26 protein-coding genes are annotated in these 25,568 nt (G+C 56.2%); 17 read left to right on the forward strand and 9 right to left on the reverse strand.

Going from position 1 to position 25,568, the window contains the following annotated elements:
- The first annotated feature begins 66 nt into the window (after window positions 1-66).
- From RYZ18_RS00230 to RYZ18_RS00255, 6 genes are all read left to right on the forward strand, one after another.
- Window positions 67-744, forward strand: a complete 678-nt coding sequence (locus RYZ18_RS00230) for a Crp/Fnr family transcriptional regulator (RefSeq protein ID WP_317654322.1) — start codon at window positions 67-69, stop codon at window positions 742-744.
- A 177-nt stretch (window positions 745-921) separates the two neighbouring features.
- Window positions 922-1,353: a YeeE/YedE family protein gene (locus RYZ18_RS00235; RefSeq protein ID WP_317654323.1), complete on the forward strand. Its 432-nt coding sequence runs from the start codon at window positions 922-924 to the stop codon at window positions 1,351-1,353.
- Between the two features lie 4 nt (window positions 1,354-1,357).
- A complete protein-coding gene (locus tag RYZ18_RS00240; protein WP_317654324.1) occupies window positions 1,358-1,810 on the forward strand; it encodes a YeeE/YedE family protein in 453 nt (150 codons plus the stop codon).
- A 30-nt stretch (window positions 1,811-1,840) separates the two neighbouring features.
- Window positions 1,841-2,725, forward strand: coding sequence for an MBL fold metallo-hydrolase (locus RYZ18_RS00245; RefSeq protein ID WP_317654325.1), 885 nt, complete (start codon window positions 1,841-1,843; stop codon window positions 2,723-2,725).
- A gap of 53 nt (window positions 2,726-2,778) precedes the next feature.
- Window positions 2,779-4,452 (forward strand): bifunctional protein tyrosine phosphatase family protein/NAD(P)/FAD-dependent oxidoreductase, encoded by a 1,674-nt coding sequence (locus RYZ18_RS00250; protein ID WP_317654326.1) that lies wholly within the window; start codon window positions 2,779-2,781, stop codon window positions 4,450-4,452.
- Between the two features lie 105 nt (window positions 4,453-4,557).
- Window positions 4,558-6,273 carry a sulfate permease gene (locus RYZ18_RS00255; RefSeq protein WP_317654327.1) on the forward strand — a complete coding sequence of 572 codons (1,716 nt, stop codon included), beginning with the start codon at window positions 4,558-4,560 and terminating at the stop codon, window positions 6,271-6,273.
- A gap of 25 nt (window positions 6,274-6,298) precedes the next feature.
- Here RYZ18_RS00255 and irrA read toward each other — a convergent pair whose 3' ends face one another.
- Window positions 6,299-6,733, reverse strand: a complete 435-nt coding sequence (irrA, locus tag RYZ18_RS00260; protein WP_317655772.1) for an iron response transcriptional regulator IrrA — start codon at window positions 6,731-6,733, stop codon at window positions 6,299-6,301.
- 255 nt (window positions 6,734-6,988) lie between these two features.
- On the opposite strand from irrA, the gene fabA reads away from it, so the two are divergent.
- Genes fabA through RYZ18_RS00275 form a run of 3 tightly spaced genes read left to right on the forward strand, consistent with a single transcriptional unit; the run spans window position 6,989 to window position 9,559 of the window.
- Entirely contained in the window at window positions 6,989-7,498 is a 510-nt protein-coding gene (gene fabA / locus RYZ18_RS00265) for a bifunctional 3-hydroxydecanoyl-ACP dehydratase/trans-2-decenoyl-ACP isomerase (protein ID WP_317654328.1), read from the forward strand.
- 36 nt (window positions 7,499-7,534) lie between these two features.
- Window positions 7,535-8,764: a beta-ketoacyl-ACP synthase I gene (fabB, locus tag RYZ18_RS00270; RefSeq protein WP_317654329.1), complete on the forward strand. Its 1,230-nt coding sequence runs from the start codon at window positions 7,535-7,537 to the stop codon at window positions 8,762-8,764.
- A 6-nt stretch (window positions 8,765-8,770) separates the two neighbouring features.
- The gene (locus RYZ18_RS00275) at window positions 8,771-9,559 is read left to right on the forward strand and encodes an enoyl-ACP reductase (RefSeq protein ID WP_317654330.1); all 789 of its coding nucleotides are present in this window, start codon (window positions 8,771-8,773) and stop codon (window positions 9,557-9,559) included.
- A 138-nt stretch (window positions 9,560-9,697) separates the two neighbouring features.
- Here the strand turns inward: RYZ18_RS00275 and RYZ18_RS00280 are convergent, their stop codons facing one another.
- Complete coding sequence (locus RYZ18_RS00280) at window positions 9,698-10,126, reverse strand: peptidylprolyl isomerase (RefSeq protein WP_317654331.1); 429 nt, start codon at window positions 10,124-10,126, stop codon at window positions 9,698-9,700.
- A 189-nt stretch (window positions 10,127-10,315) separates the two neighbouring features.
- On the opposite strand from RYZ18_RS00280, the gene RYZ18_RS00285 reads away from it, so the two are divergent.
- The gene (locus RYZ18_RS00285) at window positions 10,316-11,158 is read left to right on the forward strand and encodes an alpha/beta hydrolase (RefSeq protein WP_317654332.1); all 843 of its coding nucleotides are present in this window, start codon (window positions 10,316-10,318) and stop codon (window positions 11,156-11,158) included.
- Window positions 11,155-12,126, forward strand: coding sequence for a threonine/serine dehydratase (locus tag RYZ18_RS00290; protein ID WP_317654333.1), 972 nt, complete (start codon window positions 11,155-11,157; stop codon window positions 12,124-12,126). The genes RYZ18_RS00285 and RYZ18_RS00290 overlap by 4 nt, the downstream gene beginning before the upstream one ends.
- Here the strand turns inward: RYZ18_RS00290 and RYZ18_RS00295 are convergent.
- The 5 genes from RYZ18_RS00295 to RYZ18_RS00315 all read right to left on the reverse strand — a co-directional run bounded on the left by RYZ18_RS00295 (window position 12,115) and on the right by RYZ18_RS00315 (window position 16,647).
- The gene (locus RYZ18_RS00295) at window positions 12,115-13,332 is read right to left on the reverse strand and encodes a TCR/Tet family MFS transporter (RefSeq protein ID WP_317654334.1); all 1,218 of its coding nucleotides are present in this window, start codon (window positions 13,330-13,332) and stop codon (window positions 12,115-12,117) included. The two genes, RYZ18_RS00290 and RYZ18_RS00295, sit on opposite strands and share 12 nt — an antisense overlap.
- Window positions 13,333-13,368: 36 nt before the next feature.
- On the reverse strand, window positions 13,369-14,214 hold the full coding sequence (gene pcaD / locus RYZ18_RS00300) for a 3-oxoadipate enol-lactonase (RefSeq protein ID WP_317654335.1): 846 nt from the start codon (window positions 14,212-14,214) through the stop codon (window positions 13,369-13,371).
- Window positions 14,168-14,935 carry a FadR/GntR family transcriptional regulator gene (locus RYZ18_RS00305; protein WP_317654336.1) on the reverse strand — a complete coding sequence of 256 codons (768 nt, stop codon included), beginning with the start codon at window positions 14,933-14,935 and terminating at the stop codon, window positions 14,168-14,170. Before RYZ18_RS00305 ends, pcaD begins: the two co-directional genes overlap by 47 nt.
- A gap of 70 nt (window positions 14,936-15,005) precedes the next feature.
- Entirely contained in the window at window positions 15,006-15,677 is a 672-nt protein-coding gene (locus RYZ18_RS00310) for an OmpA family protein (RefSeq protein WP_317654337.1), read from the reverse strand.
- Window positions 15,678-15,798: 121 nt separating this feature from the next.
- On the reverse strand, window positions 15,799-16,647 hold the full coding sequence (locus RYZ18_RS00315; RefSeq protein ID WP_317654338.1) for a bifunctional helix-turn-helix domain-containing protein/methylated-DNA--[protein]-cysteine S-methyltransferase: 849 nt from the start codon (window positions 16,645-16,647) through the stop codon (window positions 15,799-15,801).
- 137 nt (window positions 16,648-16,784) lie between these two features.
- On the opposite strand from RYZ18_RS00315, the gene nth reads away from it, so the two are divergent.
- Together nth and RYZ18_RS00325 are read left to right on the forward strand one after the other, a co-directional pair.
- On the forward strand, window positions 16,785-17,429 hold the full coding sequence (nth, locus tag RYZ18_RS00320) for an endonuclease III (RefSeq protein WP_317655773.1): 645 nt from the start codon (window positions 16,785-16,787) through the stop codon (window positions 17,427-17,429).
- Window positions 17,426-18,421, forward strand: coding sequence for an adenosine kinase (locus tag RYZ18_RS00325; protein ID WP_317654339.1), 996 nt, complete (start codon window positions 17,426-17,428; stop codon window positions 18,419-18,421). Before nth ends, RYZ18_RS00325 begins: the two co-directional genes overlap by 4 nt.
- Here RYZ18_RS00325 and RYZ18_RS00330 read toward each other — a convergent pair whose 3' ends face one another.
- Window positions 18,422-19,240, reverse strand: coding sequence for a sulfotransferase family protein (locus tag RYZ18_RS00330; protein ID WP_317654340.1), 819 nt, complete (start codon window positions 19,238-19,240; stop codon window positions 18,422-18,424). It abuts the gene before it with no gap.
- A gap of 145 nt (window positions 19,241-19,385) precedes the next feature.
- Between RYZ18_RS00330 and RYZ18_RS00335 the strand changes: the two genes are divergently transcribed.
- Window positions 19,386-20,963 (forward strand): DUF5928 domain-containing protein, encoded by a 1,578-nt coding sequence (locus RYZ18_RS00335; protein ID WP_317654341.1) that lies wholly within the window; start codon window positions 19,386-19,388, stop codon window positions 20,961-20,963.
- A gap of 39 nt (window positions 20,964-21,002) precedes the next feature.
- Window positions 21,003-21,389, forward strand: a complete 387-nt coding sequence (locus RYZ18_RS00340; protein ID WP_317654342.1) for a histidine triad nucleotide-binding protein — start codon at window positions 21,003-21,005, stop codon at window positions 21,387-21,389.
- On the opposite strand, the gene RYZ18_RS00345 is transcribed toward RYZ18_RS00340, so the two are convergent.
- Window positions 21,381-22,316 carry an ABC transporter ATP-binding protein gene (locus tag RYZ18_RS00345; protein ID WP_317654343.1) on the reverse strand — a complete coding sequence of 312 codons (936 nt, stop codon included), beginning with the start codon at window positions 22,314-22,316 and terminating at the stop codon, window positions 21,381-21,383. The genes RYZ18_RS00340 and RYZ18_RS00345 overlap by 9 nt on opposite strands.
- A gap of 127 nt (window positions 22,317-22,443) precedes the next feature.
- Here RYZ18_RS00345 and RYZ18_RS00350 point away from each other — a divergent pair, with 127 nt between their 5' ends.
- Both RYZ18_RS00350 and polA read left to right on the forward strand, forming a co-directional pair.
- Window positions 22,444-22,629, forward strand: coding sequence for a zinc-finger domain-containing protein (locus RYZ18_RS00350; RefSeq protein WP_317654344.1), 186 nt, complete (start codon window positions 22,444-22,446; stop codon window positions 22,627-22,629).
- Between the two features lie 81 nt (window positions 22,630-22,710).
- Complete coding sequence (polA, locus tag RYZ18_RS00355) at window positions 22,711-25,524, forward strand: DNA polymerase I (RefSeq protein WP_317654345.1); 2,814 nt, start codon at window positions 22,711-22,713, stop codon at window positions 25,522-25,524.
- Window positions 25,525-25,568 lie beyond the last annotated feature (44 nt).

Here is a 25,568-nt window from a genome sequence, read left to right on the forward strand (position 1 = left end):
GCGATTTCGCTTTGATCCGCAGGTGGTTCCACTTATGATAGGCGCAAGCAAAAAGGACGATGCGCGATGAATGTGATGCCAGCAGGCGCCTCTTGGATTGACCGATTTACAGGTCTTTCGCGGCTAGAGCCGCGGGTGCGCGATGTGCTGACCGCGCGCGCGACTACGATTTCCATTCGCGAGGGCACGGTCATTTTCGGGCCAGGAAAGCGGCCTGAAAACTTGCTTTTGTTGCTTGAGGGCACAGTGCGCGTGCAGCAAACATCCGAGACAGGGCGCGAGGTGGTTCTTTATCGGGTCAATGCGGGGGAAAGCTGTGTGATGACCTCGGCCTGTCTTTTGGCCTATGAGGATTACTCGGCCGAAGGTATCGCCGAAACGGCGGTTGAGGCGGTTGCGATCCCGCGCAGCGTTTTTGATGATCTAATCAGCCAATCCGAAAGTTTCCGCACTTTCGTGTTTTCCGCCTATTCGCGGCGCATGACCGATTTGTTCCATGTGATCGAAGAAATTGCATTTCGCCGCGTGGACATCCGCCTTGCACAGCGGATTTTGGATTTGGCCAAGGATGACCTCATCCAAGCCACCCATCAGCAAATGGCAGCCGAACTTGGCACCGCGCGAGAGGTCATTTCCCGTCAACTGGCCGAATTTCAGCGCCGCGGTTGGATCAGCCTGTCACGGGGGCAGATCAAAATTGAGGCGCGTGGCGACATCGAAAAACTGGCGCGTTCCGAGCATTAAGCGCGGGTTGCTATTCGTAACCTAAAAAAATTTTTGGCTTATGTGACTACATCACTGTCAGCGCGGGTGGTATTTTGTAGATAGATTTCCAGCGAACAACGTAACCAGCTTAATCACGCATAAAATAAGGGCGAATCTCTTAGGCCTTGATTTTACGCGCAGACATATGGACGTAAGATGGAAACCGAATTTACACCACTTCTTTCCGCCACTGGCGGTATTTTGATCGGCCTCTCAGCCGTTCTGTTGATGCTGACCTTGGGTCGCGTCATGGGGGCCACAGGCATTTTAACGGGCGTTTTGGCACCTGCAAGCCGCAGCGACTTTTCTTGGCGCGCGGCCTTGATGTTGGGCATGATCACCGGCCCTGCGGCACATTTCTTTTTGCGCGGCGAGATGCCCGAAATCAGCGTGCCCGCCTCGATGCCGATGCTCTTGATCGGTGGCTTTATCGTGGGACTTGGCGTCACCTTTGGCTCTGGCTGCACATCGGGCCACGGCGTTTGCGGCATGGCGCGCCTGTCCAAGCGGTCAATCTCCGCAACTTTGACATTTATGGCAACCACCGCGATCACTGTTTTTGTGATCCGCCACGTGATCGGAGGCTGATCTGATGCGCTATATTTCAACATATATCATCGGCCTGATTTTCGGCCTCGGCATTTCGCTTTCGGGCATGTCTAACCCCGCAAAAGTGATCAACTTCTTTGACGTTGCGGGCAGTTGGGATCCAAGCCTTGCCTTTGTGATGGGCGGTGCTTTGCTTGTCACCTTTATCGGGTATCGCTTGGTTCTGCCGCGCCCTTCTGGCCCTATTTTTGAGGGTAAATTTGCCCTACCAACCGCAAACAAATTAGACGCGCGCCTCTTGGGTGGCTCAGCCTTGTTTGGGGTGGGTTGGGGTATTGCAGGCTTTTGCCCTGGCGGGGCCTTGCCCGCAATCGGCACTGGTCGCCTCGATGTCTTGGCCTTTGTCGCCGCAATGCTTGTCGGTATTTTTGTGGCCCGCGCCATCATAGCGGCGCGTCAAAATGCCGAACTGAATTCAAATGTGAAACGCGCCTGACTGAAACGATCGTCTTTAAGGAGCAAGAAAATGACCACCTTCCCCGTAAATATGAATGTTCAGCCCGAGGTTGAGCCGTTCTTTGATCCTGCGACCAATACAATCTCCTATGTGGTCAAAGATCCCAATTCCAATTCCTGCGCGATTGTCGATAGCGTTATGGATATCGACTATGCGGCGGGCAAGATTTCCTATGAAAATGCCGATGCGATTATCTCCTATGTCAAGGAAAAGGGCCTCAAAGTTGAGTGGCTGATTGAGACCCATGTTCACGCTGATCACCTGTCGGCAGCACCTTATATCCAAGAAAAACTTGGTGGGAAAATCGGTATTGGTGAAAATATCATCACCGTTCAGGAAACTTTCGGCAAAGTGTTCAACGAAGGCACTGAATTCCAACGCGATGGCAGCCAGTTTGACGCGCTCTTTAAGGATGGCGATGTCTACGAGATCGGGGGGCTACGTGCCTTTGCAATCTACACCCCTGGCCACACGCCCGCTTGCATGACCCATGTGGTTGGGAATGCGGCCTTTGTGGGCGACACGCTGTTCATGCCTGATGGCGGCTCTGCGCGGGCGGATTTCCCAGGCGGGGACGCAGGCACGCTTTACGACAGCATTCAGAAAGTTTTGGCTCTGCCCGATGAGATGCGTCTCTTTATGTGCCATGATTACGGCCCCAATGGCCGCAATATCGAGTGGGAAACCACAGTGGGTGATGAGAAAAAGCACAACATCCACGTGGGCGAGGGCAAGACACGCGAGGAATTTATCAAGTTCCGCACCGAGCGTGACGCGCAGCTTGATATGCCGAAATTGATTATTCCCTCATTGCAGGTGAATATGCGCGCAGGCGACATCCCGACAGACAAGGATGGCCGTCCGATGCTCAAGGTGCCTTTGAACACACTTTGAGCGTCTCGCTATCATAAGCCAACAGTCTCCGTTTTTCGGAGGGAGGAACGACAATGGAAATCAAGACCATCAATGCCGAGATTTCGGTTGCACCGCAAATCACGCCTGATGAGGTGCAGAAATTGGCAGATCAGGGCTTTCGCGCTTTGATCTGCAACCGCCCTGATGGCGAGGCGGCGGATCAGCCGAATTTTTCGGAAATCGAGGCGGCTGCGAAAAAGGCAGGTCTTGAAATCCGCAATCTGCCGATTGTGTCGGGCAAAGTGTCTGACCAAGATGCAGCAGATTTTGGCGCGGCAATGCAGGAATTGCCGCGTCCCATTTTGGCCTATTGCCGCACGGGCACGCGCTCGGCCACTTTGTGGTCACTCTCGCAAGCCAATCGAATGTCAGTTGCCGATATTTTGGCGGCCACCAAGGCGGCGGGCTATGATATGGGGGGCGTTGTGCGCCGCATTGCCAATGGCGGCAAAACCCCAACAGATCGCGCAGATGCAAGTTATGACATCGTCATCGTAGGCGGGGGGGCGGCAGGGCTTGCTGTTGCGGCCTCTCTCAAATCGCGCAAATCATCGCTTGATATTGCTGTGATTGATCCCGCAGATATCCATTACTATCAACCCGGTTGGACAATGGTGGGCGGGGGCATCTTTGAGGCCTCTGACACGGCCAAAACCATGGGCAGCTTGATCCCACGCGGGGTCACATGGATCAAATCCGCCGTTGCGGCCTTTGAACCCAAAGATGATTCCGTGATCCTTGATGGCTGTCGGGTGGTTAAATACAAACGCCTGATCGTGGCACCTGGTTTGAAACTGGCATGGGATCGGGTTGAGGGCTTGGAAGCCACGCTTGGCAAGAATGGCGTGACCTCAAATTATCGTTATGATTTAGCGCCTTACACATGGAACCTCGTCAAGAACATGAAGGAGGGGCGTGCAATCTTTACGCAGCCCCCCATGCCCATCAAATGCGCAGGCGCGCCACAAAAAGCGATGTATCTCTCTGGGGATCATTGGACGCGCGCGGGCGTGCTCAAGGACATCTCGATTGATTTCATGAACGCAGGTGGTGTTTTGTTCGGGGTCAAGGATTACGTCCCCGCGCTTGAGGGCTATGTGCAAAAATACGGCGCCAATCTGAACTTCTTTCACAATCTCAAGGCGATTGATGGGGAGGCGAGAAAGGCGTGGTTTACTGTGGCCAAGCCCGACACCACGCCCACTGAGGTTGAGGTGGAATTCGACATGATCCATGTCGTTCCGCCGCAGATCGCACCCGATTTCATTCGAGTCTCGCCTTTGGCTGACGCGGCGGGATGGGTCGATGTGGATCAAGCCACGCTGCGTCATAAAACCTATGACAATATCTGGTCATTGGGCGATGTGATGAACGCGCCAAATGCAAAAACCGCTGCGGCGGCGCGGATGCAGGCCCCTGTGGTCGCGCAAAACGTGGTCGATGACATCAATGGCCGCAGCGCCACCGCCCAATATAATGGCTATGGCTCCTGCCCGTTGACGGTTGAGCGTGGCAAAATCGTTTTGGCCGAATTTGGGTATGGTGGGGCGCTGCTGCCCTCCTTCCCGAAACTGTTGATTGACGGCACAAAACCCTCGCGCCTTGCATGGTGGCTGAAGGAAAGCTTCCTGCCGCCTTTCTATTGGAAAGGTATGCTCAAGGGCCGCGAATGGATGGTGAAGCCTGAAAAGATCAGCGCAAGCTGAGGATGAGATTGGTCAGGGCCGCGTCTGGCCCTGACCGCTAAACTGCCACGACACCTAGCGTGCCGCGTGCCAAAACCCTACCGCTAGACGACAGGCAATTGTCCCATGAAGAAGCTCTCCCGTTACCTCCCCGTCCTTGATTGGGGGCGGACATATAATTCTAACGCCTTTTCCAATGATATGATTGCGGCGGTGATCGTGACGATCATGCTGATCCCGCAATCGCTGGCTTATGCGCTTTTGGCAGGCTTGCCGCCTGAGGCGGGGATTTATGCCTCGATCGCGCCCATCATTCTTTATGCTATTTTCGGCACAAGCCGCGCTTTGGCGGTGGGGCCTGTGGCGGTTGTGTCCTTGATGACCGCTGCTGCCGTTGGACAGGTCGCCGAGGCGGGCACAATGGGCTATGCCATGGCGGCCTTAAGCCTTGCGATGTTATCGGGCGCGATGCTGCTGTTTTTGGGCATTTTCCGCCTCGGCTTCTTGGCCAATTTCCTCAGCCATCCTGTGATTGCAGGGTTTATCACCGCCTCTGGCATCTTGATTGCGGCAAGCCAGTTCAAACATATCATCGGGGTGCAGGCCAGCGGCCATACATTGGTTGAGATGGTCATTTCCTTGGTCGAGCATCTTGGCCAGATCAACCCGATCACTGTGGTGATTGGTGTGTCGGCAACCGCGTTTCTGTTTTGGGTGCGCAAGGGCCTAAAGCCGCGGCTTTTGGCCATGGGAATGGCGCCGCGCATGGCAGATATTGCGCAAAAAGCGGGGCCTGTTGCGGCCGTTGTTGTGACAACGCTTGCCACTTGGGCCTTTGGGTTGGCGGATCACGGCGTTGCGATTGTGGGGGATGTGCCCCAAAGCCTGCCGCCCTTGACCCTGCCTGACCTGTCGCCAGCACTGTTGGGGCAATTGTTTGTGCCCGCGCTGTTGATCTCGATTATTGGGTTTGTTGAATCGATTTCGGTGGCACAGACCCTTGCCGCCAAAAAGCGGCAGCGCATCAATCCCGACCAAGAATTGATTGGCCTTGGTGCGGCCAATTTGGGCGCGGCCTTTACGGGGGGCTATCCTGTGACGGGTGGTTTCGCCCGTTCGGTGGTCAATTTTGATGCAGGGGCTGAGACACCAGCGGCAGGGGCTTATACGGCGGTGGGGTTGGCCATTGCGGCCGTGGCATTGACGCCATTGGTGTTTTTCCTCCCCAAAGCCACGCTTGCGGCCACAATCATTGTCGCGGTGCTGAGCCTTGTCGATTTATCAATTTTGAAAAAAACATGGGGCTATTCCTTTGCCGATTTTGCGGCGGTGGCTGCAACCATTGTGTTGACCTTGGGCTTTGGCGTTGAGACGGGGGTTTCGGCAGGGGTGATTTTGTCAATCTTGCTGCACCTTTACAAAACCTCGCGCCCCCATGTCGCCGAAGTGGGTCTTGTTCCGGGAACACAGCATTTTCGCAATATCAACCGCCACAAGGTTGAGACGGCGGATAGCCTTTTGGCCATTCGGATTGACGAGTCGCTTTACTTTGCTAATGCCCGCTTCCTTGAGGATTTGGTGCTGGATCGCGTGGTCGAGGATTGCCCGATCAAGGATGTGGTGCTGATGTGTTCTGCGGTGAACGAGATTGATATGTCCGCACTAGAAGCCCTTGAGGCGTTGAATACGCGCCTCAGTGACATGGGCGTGCGGCTTCATATGTCCGAAGTGAAAGGGCCTGTCACTGACCGCCTCAAGCGCAGTCATTTTCTGGATGAATTGTCAGGCGAATTGTTCCTGTCGCAATATGATGCGTGGGTCAAACTCTCGGGCAAAGCATGACAGCGTGCCTCAGGGCGGCGGGGGATTACTCCGCCGCTTGTGCTGGGGTTTTACGCAGACGGATCACGACATCCAATTTGGATATTTCATAGCCCTCAGGCAAATCGGGTAGGGCCGTGACCTTTAACTGGCCCGCAGGCGCATCTTCAAGCTGACCTGTTTCTTCCATGAAGAAATGCGGATGGTCATCCATGCGGGTGTCGAAATAACTGCGCGCGCCATCCACGATCACCTCGCGCATCAGCCCCGCATCGCAAAAGGCCCGCAAGGTGTTGTAGACGGTCGCAAGGGACACTGGATCACCCGCCGCTTGGGTTGCTGCATGCAAGCCTTCAGCCGTCACATGGCGATGATGACCATCCCCCACCAACAAAGTTGCAAGCGAAAGGCGCTGACGGGTCGGGCGGAGCGCCGCCTGTGCCAGCCAGTTTGTGCTGCGCTCTAGGGCTTCGGGTGTCATCATTGGTCAATGTCCTGCGAGTTCTGATTGCAATATATGCCCTAAGGCGTAGGTTTTTCAATTCGTTTGTCGAAATTGACGCAGTTGGATGCCAAGTCGCAGGAAAAAACCTTAGGCAAGCTGTCGCAAAATCGTTACCTTTGCTGCGTGCTGCCCTTGCATGGGGTGCAAACGCAATGGTAAGTCGAATACACACGATCGGACAGGCCGCCCCTCGCGGGTGCTCGGCAAAAATAAGCAGGGGAGGCAGAGCATATGTCGCAATATCCGACACGCTTTGACAGAGATGATCTATTGAAATGCGCGCGCGGCGAATTGTTTGGGCCTGGCAACGCGCAATTGCCCGAGCCCCCAATGCTGATGATGGATCGCATCACCGATATTTCCGAAGATGGCGGCGCGCATGGCAAGGGTCATGTGGTTGCAGAATTCGACATCAAGCCAGATCTTTGGTTTTTCGACTGCCATTTTCCTAATAACCCAATCATGCCGGGCTGCCTTGGCCTTGATGGCCTGTGGCAATTGACGGGCTTCAACCTTGGTTGGCGCGGTTGGCAGGGGCGCGGATATGCGCTTGGCGTGGGTGAGGTAAAGCTGACGGGTATGGTGCGCCCTGATCGCAAAATGCTGACCTATCATATAGATTTCACCAAAGCCGTGCAAACACGGCGTCTGACAATGGGTGTCGCCGATGGTCGGGTTGAGGCCGATGGTGAGGTGATTTACCAAGTCAAAGATATGAAAGTCGCGCTTTCAGAAAGCTGATTGGAAGCGGTTCGAATACGCAAGAAGGAGCTTTGAATGCGCCGCGTTGTCGTTACGGGATTGGGCATTGTCTCACCCATCGGGAATAATGCCCAAGAGGTTTCCGCAGCTTTGAAAGCGGGGCAGTCTGGGGTTGAATTCAACCCTGACATGGCCGAGCGCGGGTTTCGCAGCCATGTCTCGGGCACGCTGAAAATTGATGTGACCGAACATGTCGATAAACGCGCCTTGCGCTTTATGGGGCCGGGCGCCGCTTATGCGCATATCGCGATGGCGCAAGCAATTTCGGATGCAGGCCTGTCTGAGGCCGAAGTTGTGAATGAACGCACAGGTCTGATCGCAGGCTCAGGCGGGCCATCCACCAGTGCCATGTTGGCTGCGCATCAAACAGTGCTGAATTCGGGCGCAACCAAGCGTATTGGGCCGTTTGCCGTGCCCAAATGTATGTCCTCCACCATCTCGGCAAATCTTTCGACCGCTTATCAGATCAAGGGGATCAACTATTCGATCACCTCGGCCTGTTCGACCAGTTTGCATTGCATCGGGGTCGCGGCTGAACAAATCATGATGGGCAAGCAAGATGTGATGTTTGCAGGTGGCGCGGAAGAATTGGATTGGACCTTGTCTTGTCTCTTTGACGCCATGGGGGCGATGTCCTCAAAATATAATGACACACCCACAAAAGCGAGCCGCGCCTTTGATGCAGACCGTGATGGTTTCGTGATTGCAGGGGGCGGCGGCATCGTTGTGTTGGAAAGCCTTGATCACGCGCTGGCGCGCGGGGCCAAAATTTATGCCGAGGTCACGGGATTTGCCGCAACATCGGATGGGCATGACATGGTTGCCCCATCGGGCGAGGGGGGAGAGCGCGCGATGCGTCTTGCGCTGCAATCCCTGCCTGAGGGGCGCAAGATCAGCTATATCAATGCGCATGGCACATCCACACCCGTGGGGGATGTGGGCGAGGTTCAGGCGGTGCGCCGCGTCTTTGGCGAAGGTCAGACCCCGCCAATTTCCTCGACTAAATCCATGACAGGCCACAGCCAAGGGGCCACTGGCGCGCAGGAAGCGATCTATTGCTTGCTGATGTTGGACCAAGATTTCATTGCGCCTTCGATCAATGTAGAAACCCTTGATCCCAATTTGCACCCCAGTGAGATTGCCACCACACTTGTTGAGGCGGCAAATCTGGATACGGTGATGACCAATTCATTTGGCTTTGGCGGCACCAATGGCTCGATGCTGTTGTCGCGCTATCGGGGGTAGGGGATTATGGCGGATTTGATGAAGGGTAAGCGCGGCCTGATTATGGGGGTCGCGAATGATCGCTCTATCGCATGGGGCATCGCCAAGGCCATGGCAGATGAGGGTGCAGAGCTTGCCTTTAGCTATCAGGGCGAAGCCTTTGGCAAGCGGGTCGAACCGCTTGCCGCATCCGTTGGGTCGGACATTTTGATTGATGTTGATGTGACCGATGATGCCTCGATGGAGGCGGCATTTGCGTCACTCAAAGAGAAATGGGGCACACTCGATTTCGTGGTTCATGCCATCGCTTTTTCGGATAAGTCCGAATTGACGGGGCGGTTTTCCGATACAAGCCGTGCGAATTTCTCTAATTCCTTGGAGATCTCTTGCTACTCGTTCATTGATGTCGCCCGCCGCGCATCGGAATTGATGCCTGAGGGTGGCACATTGTTGACGCTGACCTATCAAGGGTCAAACCGCGTGACGCCATTTTACAACGTGATGGGCGTGGCCAAGGCGGCCTTGGAAAGTGCCGTGCGCTACTTGGCCAATGACCTTGGCCCGCAAAATATCCGCGTCAATGCCATCAGCCCGGGCCCAATGAAAACCTTGGCAGGGGCCGCGATTGGCGGCGCGCGGAAAACCTTTAAGACGACAGAGATGAACGCACCTTTGCGCGCCAACGCAACGCTTGAGGCGGTTGGGGGAACGGCGGTCTACCTCGCCTCTGACTATGGGGCCTGCACCACGGGCGAGATTGTGCGCGTGGATGGTGGCTACCACGTTCTGGGCATGGCGCAGCCGGAGAATCTGTGACGAAGGCCAAAATATGATCGGCTCGGGCGGGTTTTGGGCCGCTCTTTGGCTGATTTTGATCCGCGTTAGAAACGGCGCGCCGCATTAAAAAACCGCCCCTGCATCTGGGGGCGGTTTTGTTTTTCTCATCAGCCTAATTTAGGCGATTTCGACCAATTCCACCGCAAAGGTCAAATCCTTGCCTGCCAACGGGTGGTTTGCGTCTAGGGTGACTTCCTCATCGGTGACGGAGGTCACTGTGACGGGGATCGTCTGGCCGTCTGGGGTTTGCACTTGCAGGCCGCCACCCACTTCAAGGGGGATTTCAGCAGGGATTTGCGCCCGTGGCACCGCCTGAACCGCCTCGGGGCGGTGGTCGCCATAGGCCTCAGCCGCGGCGATGGTCACCGATTTCTTTTCGCCTTGGCTCATGCCCGTGATGGCCGCGTCTAGACCTGCGATGATCTGACCTGAGCCAAGCGTAAAGCGCAGCGGATCGCGCCCTTCGGAACTGTCAAATTGGCTGCCATCGGCCAAGGTGCCTGTGTAATGAATGGCGACTGTATCGCCTGCTTTCGCCTGCGTCATGGCTGTCCTTTCGGATATTTGGGGGAAATGAATGTCACGGGGCCGCATCTTTGCAGGTGCCCGTATTGGGTTCTGTCTCAACTTAGGCGTTTCTACCTCAGATTGAAACCCCGTTGGTGAATTTTGCGATTGTGCGCGCGAAGGCGACTGATACTCTGACCCAATAGATGCGCGAAAGGGGGGTATCTGATGGGCGAAACGGCCTATGTGACCGCCAAAGATGGGGTGCGCCTTGCCTATGATGACACGGGCGGGGCGGGGCCTGTTCTGCTCTGTCTTGCGGGGCTGACGCGCAATCGTGAGGATTTTGATTTTGTGGTGCGCGATTTTCGCGATCAGGCGCGCATCATTCGCCTTGATTTTCGGGGGCGGGGCGGCTCGGATTATGCGGATCCCGCCACCTACACCCCTTTGCAAGAGGCCGAAGATGTTGTGACCCTGCTGGATCATTTGGGACTTGCGCAAGCGGCTATATTGGGCACCTCGCGCGGCGGCATTGTAGCGATGATTATGGGGCTTACGGCGCGCGCACGGCTCAGCGGTGTTTGCCTCAACGATATTGGCCCCGAAATTATGCCCGAAGGCTTGTCTGCGATCATGGGTTATATTGGCCGCAGACCCAAGTTTCGCAGTTTGGCCGAGGCGGCGGCGGCCATGCCTGATCTGCACCCCAGTTTTCGCAACGTGCCCTCTGAAACATGGGACGCCCATGTGGCGCGGCTGTGGCGCGAGGATGAGGCAGGACTGCATCTGCGCTATGATCCGCGCCTGCGCGAGGCGGTTGCGCCCGCCTTTGCCGCTGATGCCAAGCCCATTGATCTTTGGCCCTGTTTCGATGCTTTGGCCGCGCTGCCCCTCGCGCTGATCCGTGGGGCAGGGTCAAATATCCTGTCGCGCGAGGTAGCCGATGAAATGCGCGCTCGCAGGCCCGATATGATTTACGCTGACCTACCTGATCGCGGCCATGTTCCCTTTCTCGATGAACCCGCATCACAGGCGGTGATATCCCAATTTCTCAAGGAGATCGCATGAGCGATATCGCGCAAATCCGTGCCGCTGCTGCCCGCGCCAAGGGCCATGTGCGTCAAACCCCGCTCTTATCCGCGCCCGCCCTCGATGACATCGCGGGGCGCAGGGTTTTTGCCAAGGCCGAGGTTTTGCAACTGACAGGCAGTTTTAAGTTTCGCGGGGCATGGTCTGCCGTCTCGAATTTACCCGCTGCAGAGCGCGCCAAAGGGGTGCTTGCCTTTTCATCGGGCAATCATGCGCAAGGTGTGGCCTATGCCGCCGCGCTGCATGGGGTGCAGGCCACCATCATCATGCCCGCCGATGCGCCACAGGCCAAGATCGACAATACGCGCTTTTATGGGGCCGAGGTGATCCTTTATGACCGCAAAGGGGGGGAGGATCGAAATGTGATCGGTGCGCGCCTGCAAGAAGAGCGCGGCCTGCCTTTGATCAAACCCTTTGACAATGCAGATGTGATTGCAGGGCAGGGCACCTGCGGGCTTGAGATTGCCCAACAGGCGCGCGAGGCAGGTATCGAGCAGGCCGAGGTTCTGGCCTGTTGCGGGGGTGGCGGGCTTTCTGCGGGGATTGCCTTGGCGCTTGAGGCGGATGCACCACAAATGCGCCTGCGCACAGTCGAGCCAGAAGGGTTTGATGACACGGCCCGCAGTCTGGCTGCGGGCGAGATTTGCCGCAACACGGGGCCAGAAGCAGGGCTTTGTGATGCGATTGTCACCCCTGCGCCAGGGCAGTTGACCTTTCCCATCCTTAACCGCCTGGCAGGGGCGGGGATCGTGGTCAGTGATGATGAGGTGCGCGCTGCCATGCGCGCTGCCTATGCGCATTTGAAACTGGTGGTTGAACCCGGCGGCGCGGTGGCTTTGGCCGCCGCACTCTTTCATGGGGCTGCGTTGGAGGGCGACACGGCCATCGTCACCTTGTCAGGGGGCAATGTTGATCCTGATCTCTTCGCCGATATTTTACGCGGCTGAGGTCTTAATCCCGCGTCCCTTGCTGATGAAGATCAAGAGGGACGCCACCATCAGCAGGCTTGACACCAAGAAGGCCGCGCCCGGCAGGTAAAGATTGGCCCCTTCGCGGGTGAACCAGAAAAAGGCTTGGGTCATGACAAGGGGTGAGATGATCATCGACAAGGCGGAGCAGGAAGCAAGCACGCCTTGCAACGCCCCTTGTTGATCTGCCCCTGCCGCGCGGGACATCAGCGCCTGCATCGCAGGGGCCACCACCGCGCCCACGGATGAGATCGGGATCAACACCCAAACCATCCATGCCTCAGGCGCAAATCCATAACCCCAAAGCGATAGAATATTCAGGATCAAGCCATATCGCACCGCGCGCGCCTCGCCTAAATAGGACAGGATAGGTCGGATCAATGCGCCTTGTGTAACAGCAATGGCCACGCCATAGGCCGCCAATGAGGCCCCGATCAGGCCAGTATCCCATCCAAAAGCGGCTTGGGTGTAATAGGCCCAGATCGTGGGGTAGACGAAATTTGAAATTTGATACGCCAACATCACGGTCAAAAGTGGCGCGAGATTTGGCAACGACCCAATTTCCATGATGCCGCCCAAAGGGTTGGCCCGTGCCCATTTGAAGGGGCGGCGATTTTCGGCCCGCAGCGTTTCGGGTGCTACGAACATCCCAAAGATCAGGTTCAATCCAGCCAGAAGGGCTGCCGCATAAAACGGCGCGCGCGGATCAAGCCCGCCCAAAATACCGCCCAGAACGGGGCCCAAAATAAAGCCCATCCCAAACCCTGCCGAGATCAGCCCAAAATTCTGCGCGCGTTTTTCAGCGGGGGAAATATCGGCCATATAGGCAAGGGCAGTGGCATGGGTTGCAGCGGCAATGCCTGCAATAATCCGCCCCAAGAACAGCAACCAAATCGAATTGGCTTGCGACATGATCAGATAATCCACCGTCATCACCAAAAGCGAGATCAGCAAAATGGGGCGGCGGCCAAATCGGTCGGACAGATTGCCAATGATGGGGGAAAAGATGAATTGCATCACCGCATAAGAGGCCGACAAGATGCCCCCCCAAATCGCGGCATCAGAGAGGGTGATCCCCTGCACTTCCTCAATAAGATCTGGCATGACAGGCAAGATCAGCCCGATACCCATGGCATCAAGCGTCACAGTGATCATGATAAAGGTGAGCGACAGGCGCATTGTCATAGACCCCTCATGCGAGGGTGAATGCGACTTGTCAAGCTAGGTTGACAGATGGCCTGTGGCCGCAATGAAATCTGTGATCAAGGCAGCATAATCTTCGGGCGCCTCGATAGGGGGCAAATGTCCTGCATTGCGCATCAATTCAAACCGCGCGCCGTGGATGAGATCCGCCATCTCGCGCATCAGATCGGGCGGGGTTGATCCATCTTCGGCCCCCGCAATGACAAGGGTCTGGAGGCGCAAAGCGGCGGTGGTGGTGTAAAAATCACTGCCTGATATGGCCTCGGCCCCGGCGAGATAGCCTGTCAGGGAGACATTTTTCAGGTCTTCCTCAAAGGCTGCGTGTCCCCCTCTGGCGCGAAAGGCGCGGGTGAACCAACGCTCCATCAAGGCGGGGGCTGCGGCCGCCATGCCGCCCTTGGCGATTGTGGCAATGCGGGACTGCCACATCTCGCGCGTGCCGATTTTGGTGGCTGTGTTCGACAGGATGAGCGCGCGGATGAGGTCAAGCCGCTTTGCCGCCAATCCTTGCGCCACCATCCCCCCAAGGGACAGACCTAAGAACATCACCTCAGAAAGCCCCAATTCGTCCAACAACGCCTCAGCATCGCGGATCAGCATCCCCATGGAATAGGGGCCGTCTGGAATATCGCTCTGGCCATGGCCGCGCATATCATAGGCGATGATCTGCAAACCTTCGGGCAAATGCGGAATCACCCCATCCCAAAGGCGCGTGCTGCACCCCAAGCCGTGACACAGCACAAGCGCGGGGGCCTGCTCACCGCCCCATCGTTCAACATGATGGCGCACCCCGTTCAGGGTCAAATCGAAGGCGGTGTTATCTTTCGCGTTCATGGTCATAGCGTAATTTGGCGATTTGCTCATTGGCTTCGGCCTTTTGTTGCCGATGCAAATCTTCCTCGACATAGGTCAGATGGTGGCGGATGGCGGCCCGCGCCGCCTCGCCATCGCGGGCTTGGATTGCATCATTGATCGCGCGGTGATGATCGAGCAGCAAATCGCGCGTTGTGCGTTGCTTGAACATGACTGAGCGGTTGTAAAACACACCTTCGCGCAGCAGATCAAACATGGAGCGCATCATATGGAGCATGATGACATTGTGACTGGCTTCAATGATCGCCATATGAAATTGGGCATCAAGATCGGCCTCATCCGCAGGATTGCGCTTGGAATGGGCAGCTTCCATTTTGCGAAATACGGTATCGATCACTTTGAGGTCGGTGTCCGAGGCAAATTGTGCGGCGCGTTCTGCGGCCAAAGCCTCCATATCTCGGCGGAAGGCCACATAGTCAAACACCGCTTCTGGGTGGCTGCCAAACAGACGGATCAGGGCAGGTGAGAACGCAGACCCCAAGACATCGGCGACATAAATCCCTGCGCCTGCGCGGGTTGCCAGAAGGCCGCGATCTTGCAAATCGGCAATCGCTTCGCGCAGCGAGGGGCGCGACACCCCAAGCCGTTCTGACAATTCCCGCTCAGATGGCAGCCTCTCTCCAGGGCGCAATATGCCGCGCAAAATCAGCATTTCTATCTGGCGCTGCACAGAATGCGACAGTTTTTCGGCTTCGATCCGTTGAAATGGCATCCGCGCGCCCCTCCCTGATTGGTCAATTTATATGACCAGACAGGGCGTGGGGCAAGGAATTAGCGACTTATCAGGTGCTCGGGCGAATAAAGATTTCCACGCGGCGGTTTTGCTGCCGTCCCTCGGGGGTCAGGTTCGAAGCGACAGGTTCAGTTTCGCCATGGCCAAAACTGCGCACGCGCCAAGGGGCAACCCCCTCTTCAAGCAAGACACCCGCAACCGCGCTCGCACGGCGCGAGGACAGATCCATATTATAGCCAGACGACCCCGTATTATCGGTGTGACCGATCACATCGACAGTCGTGTCTGGATAGGTTTGAAGGTTCTGCGCCAAGGCCCGCAAATCCGATTGCAGCATGGCCCGAATGGCGGCGCTGTCAGTGTCGAACAAGATGCCCTCGGGTAAGGTGACAATCAATTCCTCGCCCGTGTTCTGGATCATGATGTTTTCATTATCCATCTGCGCCCGCAGATCAGCCGCTTGGCGATCCAGCATGGACCCAATCCCTGCACCAATTGCTGCCCCCGCTGCCGCACCGATCACGGTATCGCGGCGGCTGTTTTCTCCGTCACGGGTCGCGCCAAGAAAGCCGCCCAACATCGCGCCTACAATCGCCCCGTCACGGGTGCGGTTGGCGTTTGGATCAGCGGCGGTGCTTTGGACACAGCCACTCAACACAAGGGCAATCGCGCTCAATGCGCCCAGAGATTTCACGCGCAGGCCTGCAGTCTGTTGCGCCATGGAACACCTTCTTTCTTGGTTATTTGCTCGTGCGCTCATCATAGCTTTGCCTGGACACAAAAGAAAGCGGGCAAGCCTCTCATCGGCAAAGCCTCGCGCAGACGTGAGAGGCGCGTGAGGTTTATCCCTGCGCCTCAAAGGCGGCGGTTTCCCATGCCAACATCGCGCGTTTGACGGGCAGGCCCCAATGATAGCCCCCCATCTCGCCCGATTTGCGCAAGGCCCGATGGCAGGGAATAAGCAGCGAGATGGGATTGCGTCCCACCACCGTGCCAACCGCCCTGACCGCCTTTGGCGCGCCAATGGCCCCTGCAATTTCGGAATAGGTGGTGACATGGCCTGCGGGCACATTCATCAGCGCCTCCCATACCTTAATCTGAAACGGGGCGCCTATTAGGTGCAAAGACGCCTCGCCCTTGGCGCTTAGGGCGGCATTGGCCCATGGGGCGATGGCCGCTTGGTCATGCTGCAAATCGGCTTTGGGCCAACGTCTTGCCATATCCGCCAAACAGGCCGCTTCCCCGATCTCGGCGGCAAAGCCAAGCCCGCAAATCCCGCGATCTGATGCAACGATCAAAGCGGGGCCAAAGGCGCTGTCAAACCATCCGTAGCGCAGGGTCAGGCCTGCGCCGCCTTTGGCATAGTCACCTGGGGCCATGGCCTCCCATCGCAGGAATAAGTCATAAAGCCTGCCCGTGCCAGAAAGCCCCGTCAGCACGGCTGTTTCAAGCGTGCTGTGGCGCGTGGTCAAAAGCGATTTTGCATGGCCAAGCGTCAGGAATTGCGCATAGCGTTTGGGTGAGATGCCCGCATAGCGCGAAAAAACTCGCTGCAAATGCGCAGGGCTCAGGCCGATTTTCGCGGCCAGATGGTCAAGGTTACTGGCCGCAGCAGGGTTTTCATCAATAAGGGCGATGGCGCGGGCAATGACGCCATAGTGATACTCGGTTTCACTTTCGGTGGTCTTCATCGCGCGCCTTCGTCCCTATGTGCTCTGTTGTGCCTATGCTAAACCTACGCGAGGCTTTGGTGCCGCGCGACCCGAAACTTGCGCAAAAGCCCTTCAACAGGGCTTGCGCCCGCGCGCCCCAATCGCCACAAGAGGCCATGGCACGCCAATTGGATTACAGCACCCTTGTCGAAATCTTTTCCCGCTTTGAGGCGGCTGAACCTGAACCCAAGGGAGAGCTGAACCATGTCAATGTCTACACGCTTTTAGTGGCTGTTGCCCTGTCTGCACAGGCCACAGATGCAGGCGTGAACCGCGCCACTGCAAAGCTCTTTCAGATCGCGGATACCCCGCAGAAAATGCTGGAGCTGGGCGAAGCGGGTCTGATTGAACATATCAAGACCATCGGGCTTTATCGCAACAAGGCCAAGAATGTGATCAAGATGGCGCAAATCTTGGTCGAAGAATATGATGGTGTCGTGCCTGCCTCGCGCGCCGCGCTTCAGGCGTTGCCAGGGGTAGGGCGCAAAACCGCGAATGTGGTCTTGAACATGTGGTGGCGGCAGCCCGCGCAGGCGGTGGATACGCATATTTTCCGCGTGGGCAATCGAACGGGCATTGCCGTTGGCAAGTCGGTGGATGCGGTTGAGCGCGCGATTGAGGATCATGTCCCCGCCCCATACCAGCTGCATGCCCATCACTGGCTGATCTTGCATGGTCGCTATATCTGCGTGGCGCGCAAACCCAAATGCGGGGCCTGCCCCATCAAAGACTTGTGTCAATTCGAGGAAAAAACCCAATGAGCAAAACCTATGATCTGGTCGGCATCGGGAATGCCATTGTTGATGTGATTGCACATGGCAATGACGCGTTTTTGGCTGACATGGGAATTGACAAGGGCATTATGCAATTGATCGATAAGGATCGCGCTGAGACGCTTTATGCCGCGATGACGGATCGTGTGCAGACCGCTGGCGGATCGGTGGCCAATACAATCGCAGGTGCGGCCAGTTTGGGACTGAAAACTGCGTTTTTGGGTAAGGTCAAAGACGATGAGTTGGGCCGATTTTACGCAGATGGCATGCGTGCCGATGGCAGTGATTTTCCCAACCCGCCCGTGGCGGACACGGATTTGCCGCCTACATCGCGCTCGATGATTTTTGTCTCACCAGATGGTGAGCGCTCGATGAATACATATCTTGGCGCAGGCGCTGATTTTAACGAGGCAGATGTGGATGTCGACACTGCCAAAGCCGCGCGCTGGATGTTTTTGGAGGGCTATCTCTATGACAAGCCCGAAGGCAAGTCCGCCTTTACCCTTGCAGGTCAGGCCTGCCGCGCGGGCGGAGGCAAAGTTGGGATCACCCTCTCTGATCCGTTTTGTGTGGACAGGCACCGCGATGATTTTCGCAATCTGATTGCGCAAGGTATGGATTTCACCATTGGCAACCATGAAGAATGGCTGTCGCTCTATCAGACCAGCGATCTTGACGCGGCCTTGGCTGAGGCAGCAGGGGCTTGTGGGCTGATTGTCTGCACCCATTCGGGCGAAGCGGTGAAGATCATTCACCAAGGCACGCGTTACGAAGTTGCCGTAACCCCCGTCACCCCTGTGGATGCAACAGGGGCGGGCGACCAATTCGCCGCGGGGTTCTTGGGCGGGATGGCGATGGATGTTGGCATTGTGCGCGCAGGCGAGATGGGTGTGGCTGCGGCGGCAGAGGTGATCGCCCAAATCGGCCCGCGCCCCAAGCGCAGCCTGCGTGCGGTATTCGCTGATCAAAACTTGATCTGATCAATCGCCCAGTTTGGCGTGCACCTCGTCTAGATCAATCTCGCCAATGGGCATCTTATTGGCGGGGTTTTCAAAGTCATATTTGAACAACTGAAAATCCCGTTTGTAGATTTCATAGACCAGATGCATCGACAGATCGTCAAAATAATCCTCAACAGGATGGGCGCGCTTGGGGCCGTGCCCTTCGGATTCGTTAAAGCGCGGCACATCCGCCAGATTGACTGAAACAGGTGTTTCTACAGCGTCCAGAACCTGCTGCATCCCTTGATCGAAATGCTCCGTCCAGAAAATCTGGTTGTAACGTCCGCCATTGGCAATCAGGGTTGAGATGTGACCTGACATGGCTGACCAATGAATGTCAGGTTCCATGGGTTTGCGAAAACGGATCGTGTCGCGCGCAAACAGTAAAAATCGGCGGAAACTGGCGATTTGGTCGAACTCTTGTTTGCCATCATCACCGCCCACCTCGACCCCGTAGCGCTGCATGACTTGCGGCACGAGATTGCCGCGATACCGATTGCCATTGCGTTGGATGCCGCAAATTTTGTCAAAGAAACTGGAAAGAATGCGGGTATAGGGGTTGCGCACACAGGTGAAGGTCAGGGTGTTTTGCGCTGTCACGCCCGCCTCGATGATGGGCTGAGAATGCTCTTGCGCCCATTTGTGCAACCCTTCGCCTGCATCATGGATGTCCCCATCAAAAAAGCGGCCATGATCTGAGTAAAACATGATTTGGCCGATGCTTGAGCAGGCGCATTTGGGCACAACCCGATAAATCATTGACCCGCTTTCCGTCATCCATGTGCCTGGGAAACCCATAATCTCTTCCTCGAACTTTACGCCCTATTCTTTGGCTTTTCTCTGCGCCCGTGGCTTGAAATCCAACTTGGGCTATTTATTCAATATAATTTAGGTATTAACAATATATAGAAGAAAAAAGAAGAGACGGCAGGGCAGGCCCGCTATGGTGCGCATCGCTTTCATTCTACTATGTCACAAGAACCCCAAGCAGATCATCGAGCAAATCGAGGGTCTGACGGCGACTGGGGACTATGTGGCGGTGCATTTTGACGCCAATGCAGATGCCGCGGATTACACGGCGCTGACCACGCGTTTCGCAGGCAATCCTTCTGTGGCCTTTGCGCAAAAGCGTGTCAAATGCGGTTGGGGGGAATGGAGCCTTGTGCGCGCCACGCTAAATGCGGTGCACGCGGCGGTGTCTGCCTTTCCCAAAGCCACGCATTTTTATATGGTGTCGGGCGATTGCATGGCCATCAAATCTGCTGCCTATGCGCGCAATTTCCTTGCCGCACAAAACAAGGATTTCATCGAAAGCTTTGATTTCTTCAAATCAGGTTGGATTCAAACAGGCATCAAGGAGGAGCGGCTTTATTATCGCCATTTCTTCAATGAGCGCGAAAGCAAGCCTCTGTTTTATGCGGCGTTACGCCTGCAACGGGCATTGCGTCTAAAGCGCAGAATTCCGCGTGATTTGGATGTGATGATCGGGTCGCAATGGTGGTGTTTGCGCCGTGATACAATCGAAAAAATCCTTGGGTTTTGCGCAGCCCGCCCCGATGTGATGCGGTTCTTCAAATATACATGGATCCCTGACGAGACGTTCTTTCAAACCTTGGTCAATCATCTTGTCCCAGATCGCGAGATTGAGCGGCGCACTTTGACCTTTTTGATGTTCTCAGATTACGGGATGCCCGCCACGTTTTATAACGACCATTTGCAGATGCTTTTGGCGCAGGATTATATTTTTGCCCGAAAAATCAGTGCCGAAGCATCGTTTCTGCGCGAGGCTTTGTCGAAACTCTGGGCCTCAGGCGAGACGAATTTTGTGATCTCGCATGGGGGGCGGCGGCTTTATAAATTCTTGCGTGAACGGGGGCGGATCGGGCAACGCTTTGCGCCGCGGTTCTGGGAACGGGATGGCTCCATCGGGCAGGGGCGCGAGGTTCTGATGATCGTGTGCAAGAAATGGCATGTGGCCAAACGACTGCTGCACAGCGCCAAAGACACGCTTGGCATTCCCGCCGTGGAATATCTCTATGACGAGGAAGATTGCGGCTTGCCGCATTTGGGCGGCATTGAGCGCACCTTAAAAAAGCGCAATCGCCACAGGCGCGCCTTGTTGCGGATGTTATTTGATTATTACCAGTCCGACCGCCTGATCATCTGTCTTGATCCCAATAATATCGAATGGATTAGGGATGTGATGAATGACCGTGCGAAGTCCGCCATTTTGGAGATCAAATGCGATTTTGACGATGATTACCTGCGCGGTCATGCCTATCGCGTGGGTCTGGCCAGTGCCGATGCCCCGCAGGAGGTGATGGATCGGATGCTGCCCGTTTTGCGCTATGAATTCCAACACCAAGAAATTCAGCTTTTGGAGGCAGGGTTTGATCCGCATTACATCATCCGCCAATCACGCAACAGCGATGAGAACTTGCAGGCGCTTGCGCAATTCTTCACCATATCGCAGGAACGGGCGCAGGGGCTGTTGAACACGCCGCATTTGTTTGACGACTAACCCCTGCCAAACGCCAATGCCAAAAGGGGGCCGCAACACATGCCGCATGAGTACGATCCGCAGAATATCTTTGCCAAAATCCTGCGCGGGGAAATTCCAAACAACACGGTCGCTGAGACTGATCATTGTTTGGCCTTTCACGATATCGGGCCACAGGCGCCGACCCATATTCTGGTGATCCCGAAAGGGGCCTATGTGACCTATGATGATTTTGCACAAAACGCGTCAGACGCGGAAATCTTGGATTTTGTGCGCCTAACGGGGCGGCTGTGCAAAGAGCTTGGCCTGTCCTTGGCTGAAGGCGGGCAGGGCTATCGCGTCATCTCTAACGCGGGCGATCATGGTGGACAAGAAGTGCCGCATTATCACCTGCATCTTTTGGGTGGGGCGGCTTTAGGGCCCTTGTTGGCGCAGCGCTCAGGCTGATTGCGTGAGCGAGACAAAGACATCCTGCAAATCGGGTTCTTGGGTTTTCACGTCACGAATGCCCACGCCCGCAACCCGCAGACTGTCTAAAATCGCGGCAGGGCTAGTTTTGGCGCGGCTATAGCTAAAGACCAATGCGCCATCGCTGCGCCGCTCAAGTGTTACGCCTTGCGGGGCGGTGACAGCATCGCTTGGCCCTTCTGGCAAGATCACAAGGCTTTTTTGATCCATCTGCGCCAGTAAGTTTTCGGTGCGGTCGCGTGCGATCACCGCGCCATGGTTGATGATGGCGATTTCATCGCACATCTCCTCGGCTTCTTCGAGGTAATGGGTGGTGAGAATGATGGTCATGCCGCGCTCTTCATTCAGGCGGCGCACATTGGCCCATAACATTTGACGCAATTCAATATCGACCCCTGCGGTTGGTTCATCCAAGACCAGCACATGGGGGTTATGGATCAATGCTTTGCCAAGCAGCAATCTGCGCCGCATCCCACCTGATAGGGTGCGGGCATAGGCTTCGGCCTTATCCTCAAGCCCAATGAGGCGCAAAACCCCCTCAACATCGCGTTGCGATTTTGGCATTCCATATAACCCTGCCTGCACATCCAATGCCGCGCGGGGGGTGAAAAACGGGTCGATGTTCAATTCTTGGGGCATCACCCCGATAGAGGCGCGCGATTGGCGCGGGTTTTTGTCCTGATCAAACCCCCAAATTGTCACTTGGCCTGAGGTCTTGGTCACAAGCCCCGCCAAAATATTGATCATCGTGGATTTGCCCGCGCCATTTGGCCCTAAAAGCCCAAAAATAGACCCGCGCGGAATGTCGAGATCAACGCCCTTCAGCGCCTCTTTGGCAGGGCTGCGCGCACTGGCCGCGTAGGTCTTGCGCAAATTGCGCAACTCGATGGCGTTTTCGCGTGGCATTGTCCTGTCTCCTCTTGCCCGATGAGAGGCAAACTGCGATATGAGGCAGATGTAAGCCTATGCTACGGCTAGGGCAAGCAGCCCGCGCGCATCGCGCGCAGACAGACAGGACAGGAGGAACGGCTCAATGACCATGGACGCCCCAGAAACCGAGATTGTCAGCCAATGGCGTGTGGCCTGCGATGGCGGGCAGGGGGCCTTGGGTCATCCACGGGTGTGGCTGTCCATTCCGCATGAATCGGGCCGTGTCGAATGTGGCTATTGTGACAAAATGTTCATTCACGAAAGCGCCGCCAAAAAGGCCAAGTCCTAAGCACCGCTTTCGGGTCGCATCCCGCCTGATGCTGCGCTAGAACAGGGGAAGCAAGACCCCAGAAACAAGCGCGGTGTGAATATGAGCGGATTTAGCAAAGGGTGCCACCTTCATCTCGTTGATGGCTCGGCCTTTATTTTTCGGGCCTATCACGCGCTGCCGCCGCTGACGCGCAAATCCGATGGCCTGCCCATCGGGGCGGTGTCGGGCTTTTGCAATATGCTTTTGAAAATGATTGTTGAGAATGGCGGCTCTGACGGGCCGACCCATGCGGCGGTGGTGTTTGACAAAGGCAGCCACACGTTCCGCAATGATCTATACGATCTCTACAAAGCCAATCGTGATGCTATGCCCGAGGATTTGCGCCCGCAAATGCCGCTGACCCGCGAGGCCACGCGAGCGTTCAACCTCGCCTGTCTGGAGTTGGAGGGATACGAGGCGGATGACATCATCGCCACCCTTGCGCGGCAAGCGCGCGAGGCAGGGGGGCGCTGCACGATTATCTCATCGGATAAAGACCTGATGCAGCTTGTCGGCGGTGGGGTCGAGATGTTCGATGCGATGAAAAATGCGCGCATTGATGCCGAAGGTGTTTTTGCAAAATTTGGGGTCGGGCCTGAGCGGGTGATTGATGTGCAATCCTTGGCGGGGGATAGTGTTGACAATATTCCCGGCGCGCCTGGCATCGGCATTAAAACAGCCGCGCTTTTGATTAATGAATATGGCGATTTGGACACGCTTCTGGCGCGGGCCGAGGAAATCAAACAGCCCAAGCGGCGGGAGGCGCTGATTGAATTTGCCGATCAAATTCGATTGTCGCGGCAATTGGTCAGTCTTGATGATCAAGTGCCGCTTGAGATCACCCTTGACGATTTAGAGGTTAAAGACCCCGAACCAGAGACGCTGATGCAATTTCTGGCCGCGATGGAGTTTCGCAGCCTGACCAAGCGTGTCGCGGATCATTTGGGGGTTGAGGCCCCTGAAATTCAGACGAGCGCCGCGGCCCCTGCGCCTTCGGGCGGGGCGGCCCCTGCCACACCAGAATTCCCTGCCTTTGATCATGGCCAGTATGAGACAATCACAACGCTTGAGGCCCTCACCCCGTGGCTTGAGGCGGCGCGCGCGCAAGGGTTCATTGCGATTGATACCGAGACAACCGCCCTAGATGAAATGCGCGCCGAATTGGTTGGCGTGTCCTTGGCCACAAAGGCAGGGCGCGCCTGTTATATCCCGCTGCAACACCGCGCGGGCGGGGATGATCTCTTTGCCAGCGCCGCATTGGTCGAGGGGCAAATGCCGCTTGTCACAGCCCTAGATGCATTGCGCCCCGTGTTCGAGGATGAGGCCATTGTCAAAATCGGGCAAAATATGAAATATGACGCGAAAATCTTGGCCCGATACGGGATCAAGGTCGCGCCAATTGATGACACGATGTTGATGTCCTATGCGCTGCATGGCGGGTTGCACGGGCATGGGATGGATGCGCTCTCTGCGCGCTATCTCGATCATGAACCGATCCCGATTAAAACCCTGCTTGGGGCGGGCAAGGCCGCAATCACCTTTGACTTGGTCAAGATTGAGGATGCAGCCCCCTATGCGGCGGAGGATGCCGATATCACCTTGCGCCTGTGGCAGGTGTTCAAGCCTCAGTTGCATCAGGTCCAGGTGACACGGGTTTATGAAACGCTAGAACGCCCACTTGTGCCCGTTTTGGCGCGTATGGAAATGGCAGGGGTCTGCGTTGACCGCGATGTGCTGAGCCGTATGTCAAACGCCTTTGCGCAGAAAATGGCGGCGCTCGAGGCCGAAGCGCATGAATTGGCGGGCGAGGCGTTTAATCTGGCGAGCCCCAAACAGCTTGGTGAAATCTTGTTCGACAAGATGGGCCTTGAAGGGGGCAAAAAGGGTAAGACGGGGGCCTATTCCACGGGGGCGGATATCCTCGAGGATCTCGCCGCCGCAGGTCACGAATTGCCTGCGCGCCTGTTGGATTGGCGCCAGATTGCCAAGCTGAAATCGACCTATACCGATGCGTTGCAAGATCATATCAACCCCGAGACGGGCCGCGTGCATACCTCCTACGTCATTGCGGGCGCGAATACGGGCCGTCTGGCCTCAACCGATCCGAACCTGCAAAATATTCCTATCCGCAGCGAAGAAGGTCGCCGCATCCGCGAGGCCTTTGTGGCCCCTGAGGGGCGCGTTTTGGTCAGTTTGGATTATAGCCAAATCGAATTGCGCATTTTGGCCGAGATTGCGGGGATTGATGCATTGAAACAGGCCTTCCGCGAAGGGCAAGACATTCACGCTGCAACCGCATCTGAAATGTTCGGCATCCCACTGGATCAAATGACCTCTGACATTCGCCGTCAGGCCAAGGCAATCAATTTTGGGGTCATTTATGGCATTTCTGGCTTTGGTCTTGCGCGCAATTTGCGGATCCCACGCGCCGAGGCGCAAGGGTTTATCGACCGCTATTTTGAGCGTTTCCCGGGCATCCGTGATTATATGACCGCGACCAAGGAATTCGCCAAATCGCACCGCTATGTGCAAACCTTGTTTGGCCGCAAAATTCATACACCCGATATCGAGGCGAAAGGCCCCGCCGCAGGCTTTGCGCAGCGCGCGGCCATCAACGCGCCCATCCAAGGCACCGCGGCCGATATTATCCGCCGCGCGATGATCCGCATGGATCAGGCAATCGCAGATTTGCCTGCAACCATGTTGTTGCAGGTGCATGATGAATTGGTCTTTGAGGTGGATGAGGGCGCGGTGGACGCCCTGATTGCCCGCGCCCGCGATGTTATGGAAAGCGCGGCAAGCCCCGTTTTGCATCTATCTGTGCCGTTGGTCGTGGATGCAGGGCAGGGTAAAAATTGGGCGGAGGCGCATTGAGGCGGCGCACAAATCGGCCGCGCCCCCGCAAGACGTTTGAGGGG

The sequence above is a fragment of the Roseovarius sp. 10 genome (assembly GCF_033100315.1).
In the GTDB taxonomy this organism is placed as follows: Bacteria; Pseudomonadota; Alphaproteobacteria; order Rhodobacterales; family Rhodobacteraceae; genus M30B80.

Bases quoted from the DNA above. Each gene is read 5' to 3' on its own strand.
- RYZ18_RS00230 (WP_317654322.1), top strand. From the start codon at position 67: ATGAATGTGATGCCAGCAGGCGCCTCTTGGATTGACCGATTTACAGGT.
- RYZ18_RS00235 (WP_317654323.1), top strand. From the start codon at position 922: ATGGAAACCGAATTTACACCACTTCTTTCCGCCACTGGCGGTATTTTG.
- RYZ18_RS00240 (WP_317654324.1), top strand. From the start codon at position 1,358: ATGCGCTATATTTCAACATATATCATCGGCCTGATTTTCGGCCTCGGC.
- RYZ18_RS00245 (WP_317654325.1), top strand. From the start codon at position 1,841: ATGACCACCTTCCCCGTAAATATGAATGTTCAGCCCGAGGTTGAGCCG.
- RYZ18_RS00250 (WP_317654326.1), top strand. From the start codon at position 2,779: ATGGAAATCAAGACCATCAATGCCGAGATTTCGGTTGCACCGCAAATC.
- RYZ18_RS00255 (WP_317654327.1), top strand. From the start codon at position 4,558: ATGAAGAAGCTCTCCCGTTACCTCCCCGTCCTTGATTGGGGGCGGACA.
- irrA (WP_317655772.1), bottom strand. From the start codon at position 6,733: ATGACACCCGAAGCCCTAGAGCGCAGCACAAACTGGCTGGCACAGGCG.
- fabA (WP_317654328.1), top strand. From the start codon at position 6,989: ATGTCGCAATATCCGACACGCTTTGACAGAGATGATCTATTGAAATGC.
- fabB (WP_317654329.1), top strand. From the start codon at position 7,535: ATGCGCCGCGTTGTCGTTACGGGATTGGGCATTGTCTCACCCATCGGG.
- RYZ18_RS00275 (WP_317654330.1), top strand. From the start codon at position 8,771: ATGGCGGATTTGATGAAGGGTAAGCGCGGCCTGATTATGGGGGTCGCG.
- RYZ18_RS00280 (WP_317654331.1), bottom strand. From the start codon at position 10,126: ATGACGCAGGCGAAAGCAGGCGATACAGTCGCCATTCATTACACAGGC.
- RYZ18_RS00285 (WP_317654332.1), top strand. From the start codon at position 10,316: ATGGGCGAAACGGCCTATGTGACCGCCAAAGATGGGGTGCGCCTTGCC.
- RYZ18_RS00290 (WP_317654333.1), top strand. From the start codon at position 11,155: ATGAGCGATATCGCGCAAATCCGTGCCGCTGCTGCCCGCGCCAAGGGC.
- RYZ18_RS00295 (WP_317654334.1), bottom strand. From the start codon at position 13,332: ATGACAATGCGCCTGTCGCTCACCTTTATCATGATCACTGTGACGCTT.
- pcaD (WP_317654335.1), bottom strand. From the start codon at position 14,214: ATGAGCAAATCGCCAAATTACGCTATGACCATGAACGCGAAAGATAAC.
- RYZ18_RS00305 (WP_317654336.1), bottom strand. From the start codon at position 14,935: ATGCCATTTCAACGGATCGAAGCCGAAAAACTGTCGCATTCTGTGCAG.
- RYZ18_RS00310 (WP_317654337.1), bottom strand. From the start codon at position 15,677: ATGGCGCAACAGACTGCAGGCCTGCGCGTGAAATCTCTGGGCGCATTG.
- RYZ18_RS00315 (WP_317654338.1), bottom strand. From the start codon at position 16,647: ATGAAGACCACCGAAAGTGAAACCGAGTATCACTATGGCGTCATTGCC.
- nth (WP_317655773.1), top strand. From the start codon at position 16,785: ATGGCACGCCAATTGGATTACAGCACCCTTGTCGAAATCTTTTCCCGC.
- RYZ18_RS00325 (WP_317654339.1), top strand. From the start codon at position 17,426: ATGAGCAAAACCTATGATCTGGTCGGCATCGGGAATGCCATTGTTGAT.
- RYZ18_RS00330 (WP_317654340.1), bottom strand. From the start codon at position 19,240: ATGGGTTTCCCAGGCACATGGATGACGGAAAGCGGGTCAATGATTTAT.
- RYZ18_RS00335 (WP_317654341.1), top strand. From the start codon at position 19,386: ATGGTGCGCATCGCTTTCATTCTACTATGTCACAAGAACCCCAAGCAG.
- RYZ18_RS00340 (WP_317654342.1), top strand. From the start codon at position 21,003: ATGCCGCATGAGTACGATCCGCAGAATATCTTTGCCAAAATCCTGCGC.
- RYZ18_RS00345 (WP_317654343.1), bottom strand. From the start codon at position 22,316: ATGCCACGCGAAAACGCCATCGAGTTGCGCAATTTGCGCAAGACCTAC.
- RYZ18_RS00350 (WP_317654344.1), top strand. From the start codon at position 22,444: ATGACCATGGACGCCCCAGAAACCGAGATTGTCAGCCAATGGCGTGTG.
- polA (WP_317654345.1), top strand. From the start codon at position 22,711: ATGAGCGGATTTAGCAAAGGGTGCCACCTTCATCTCGTTGATGGCTCG.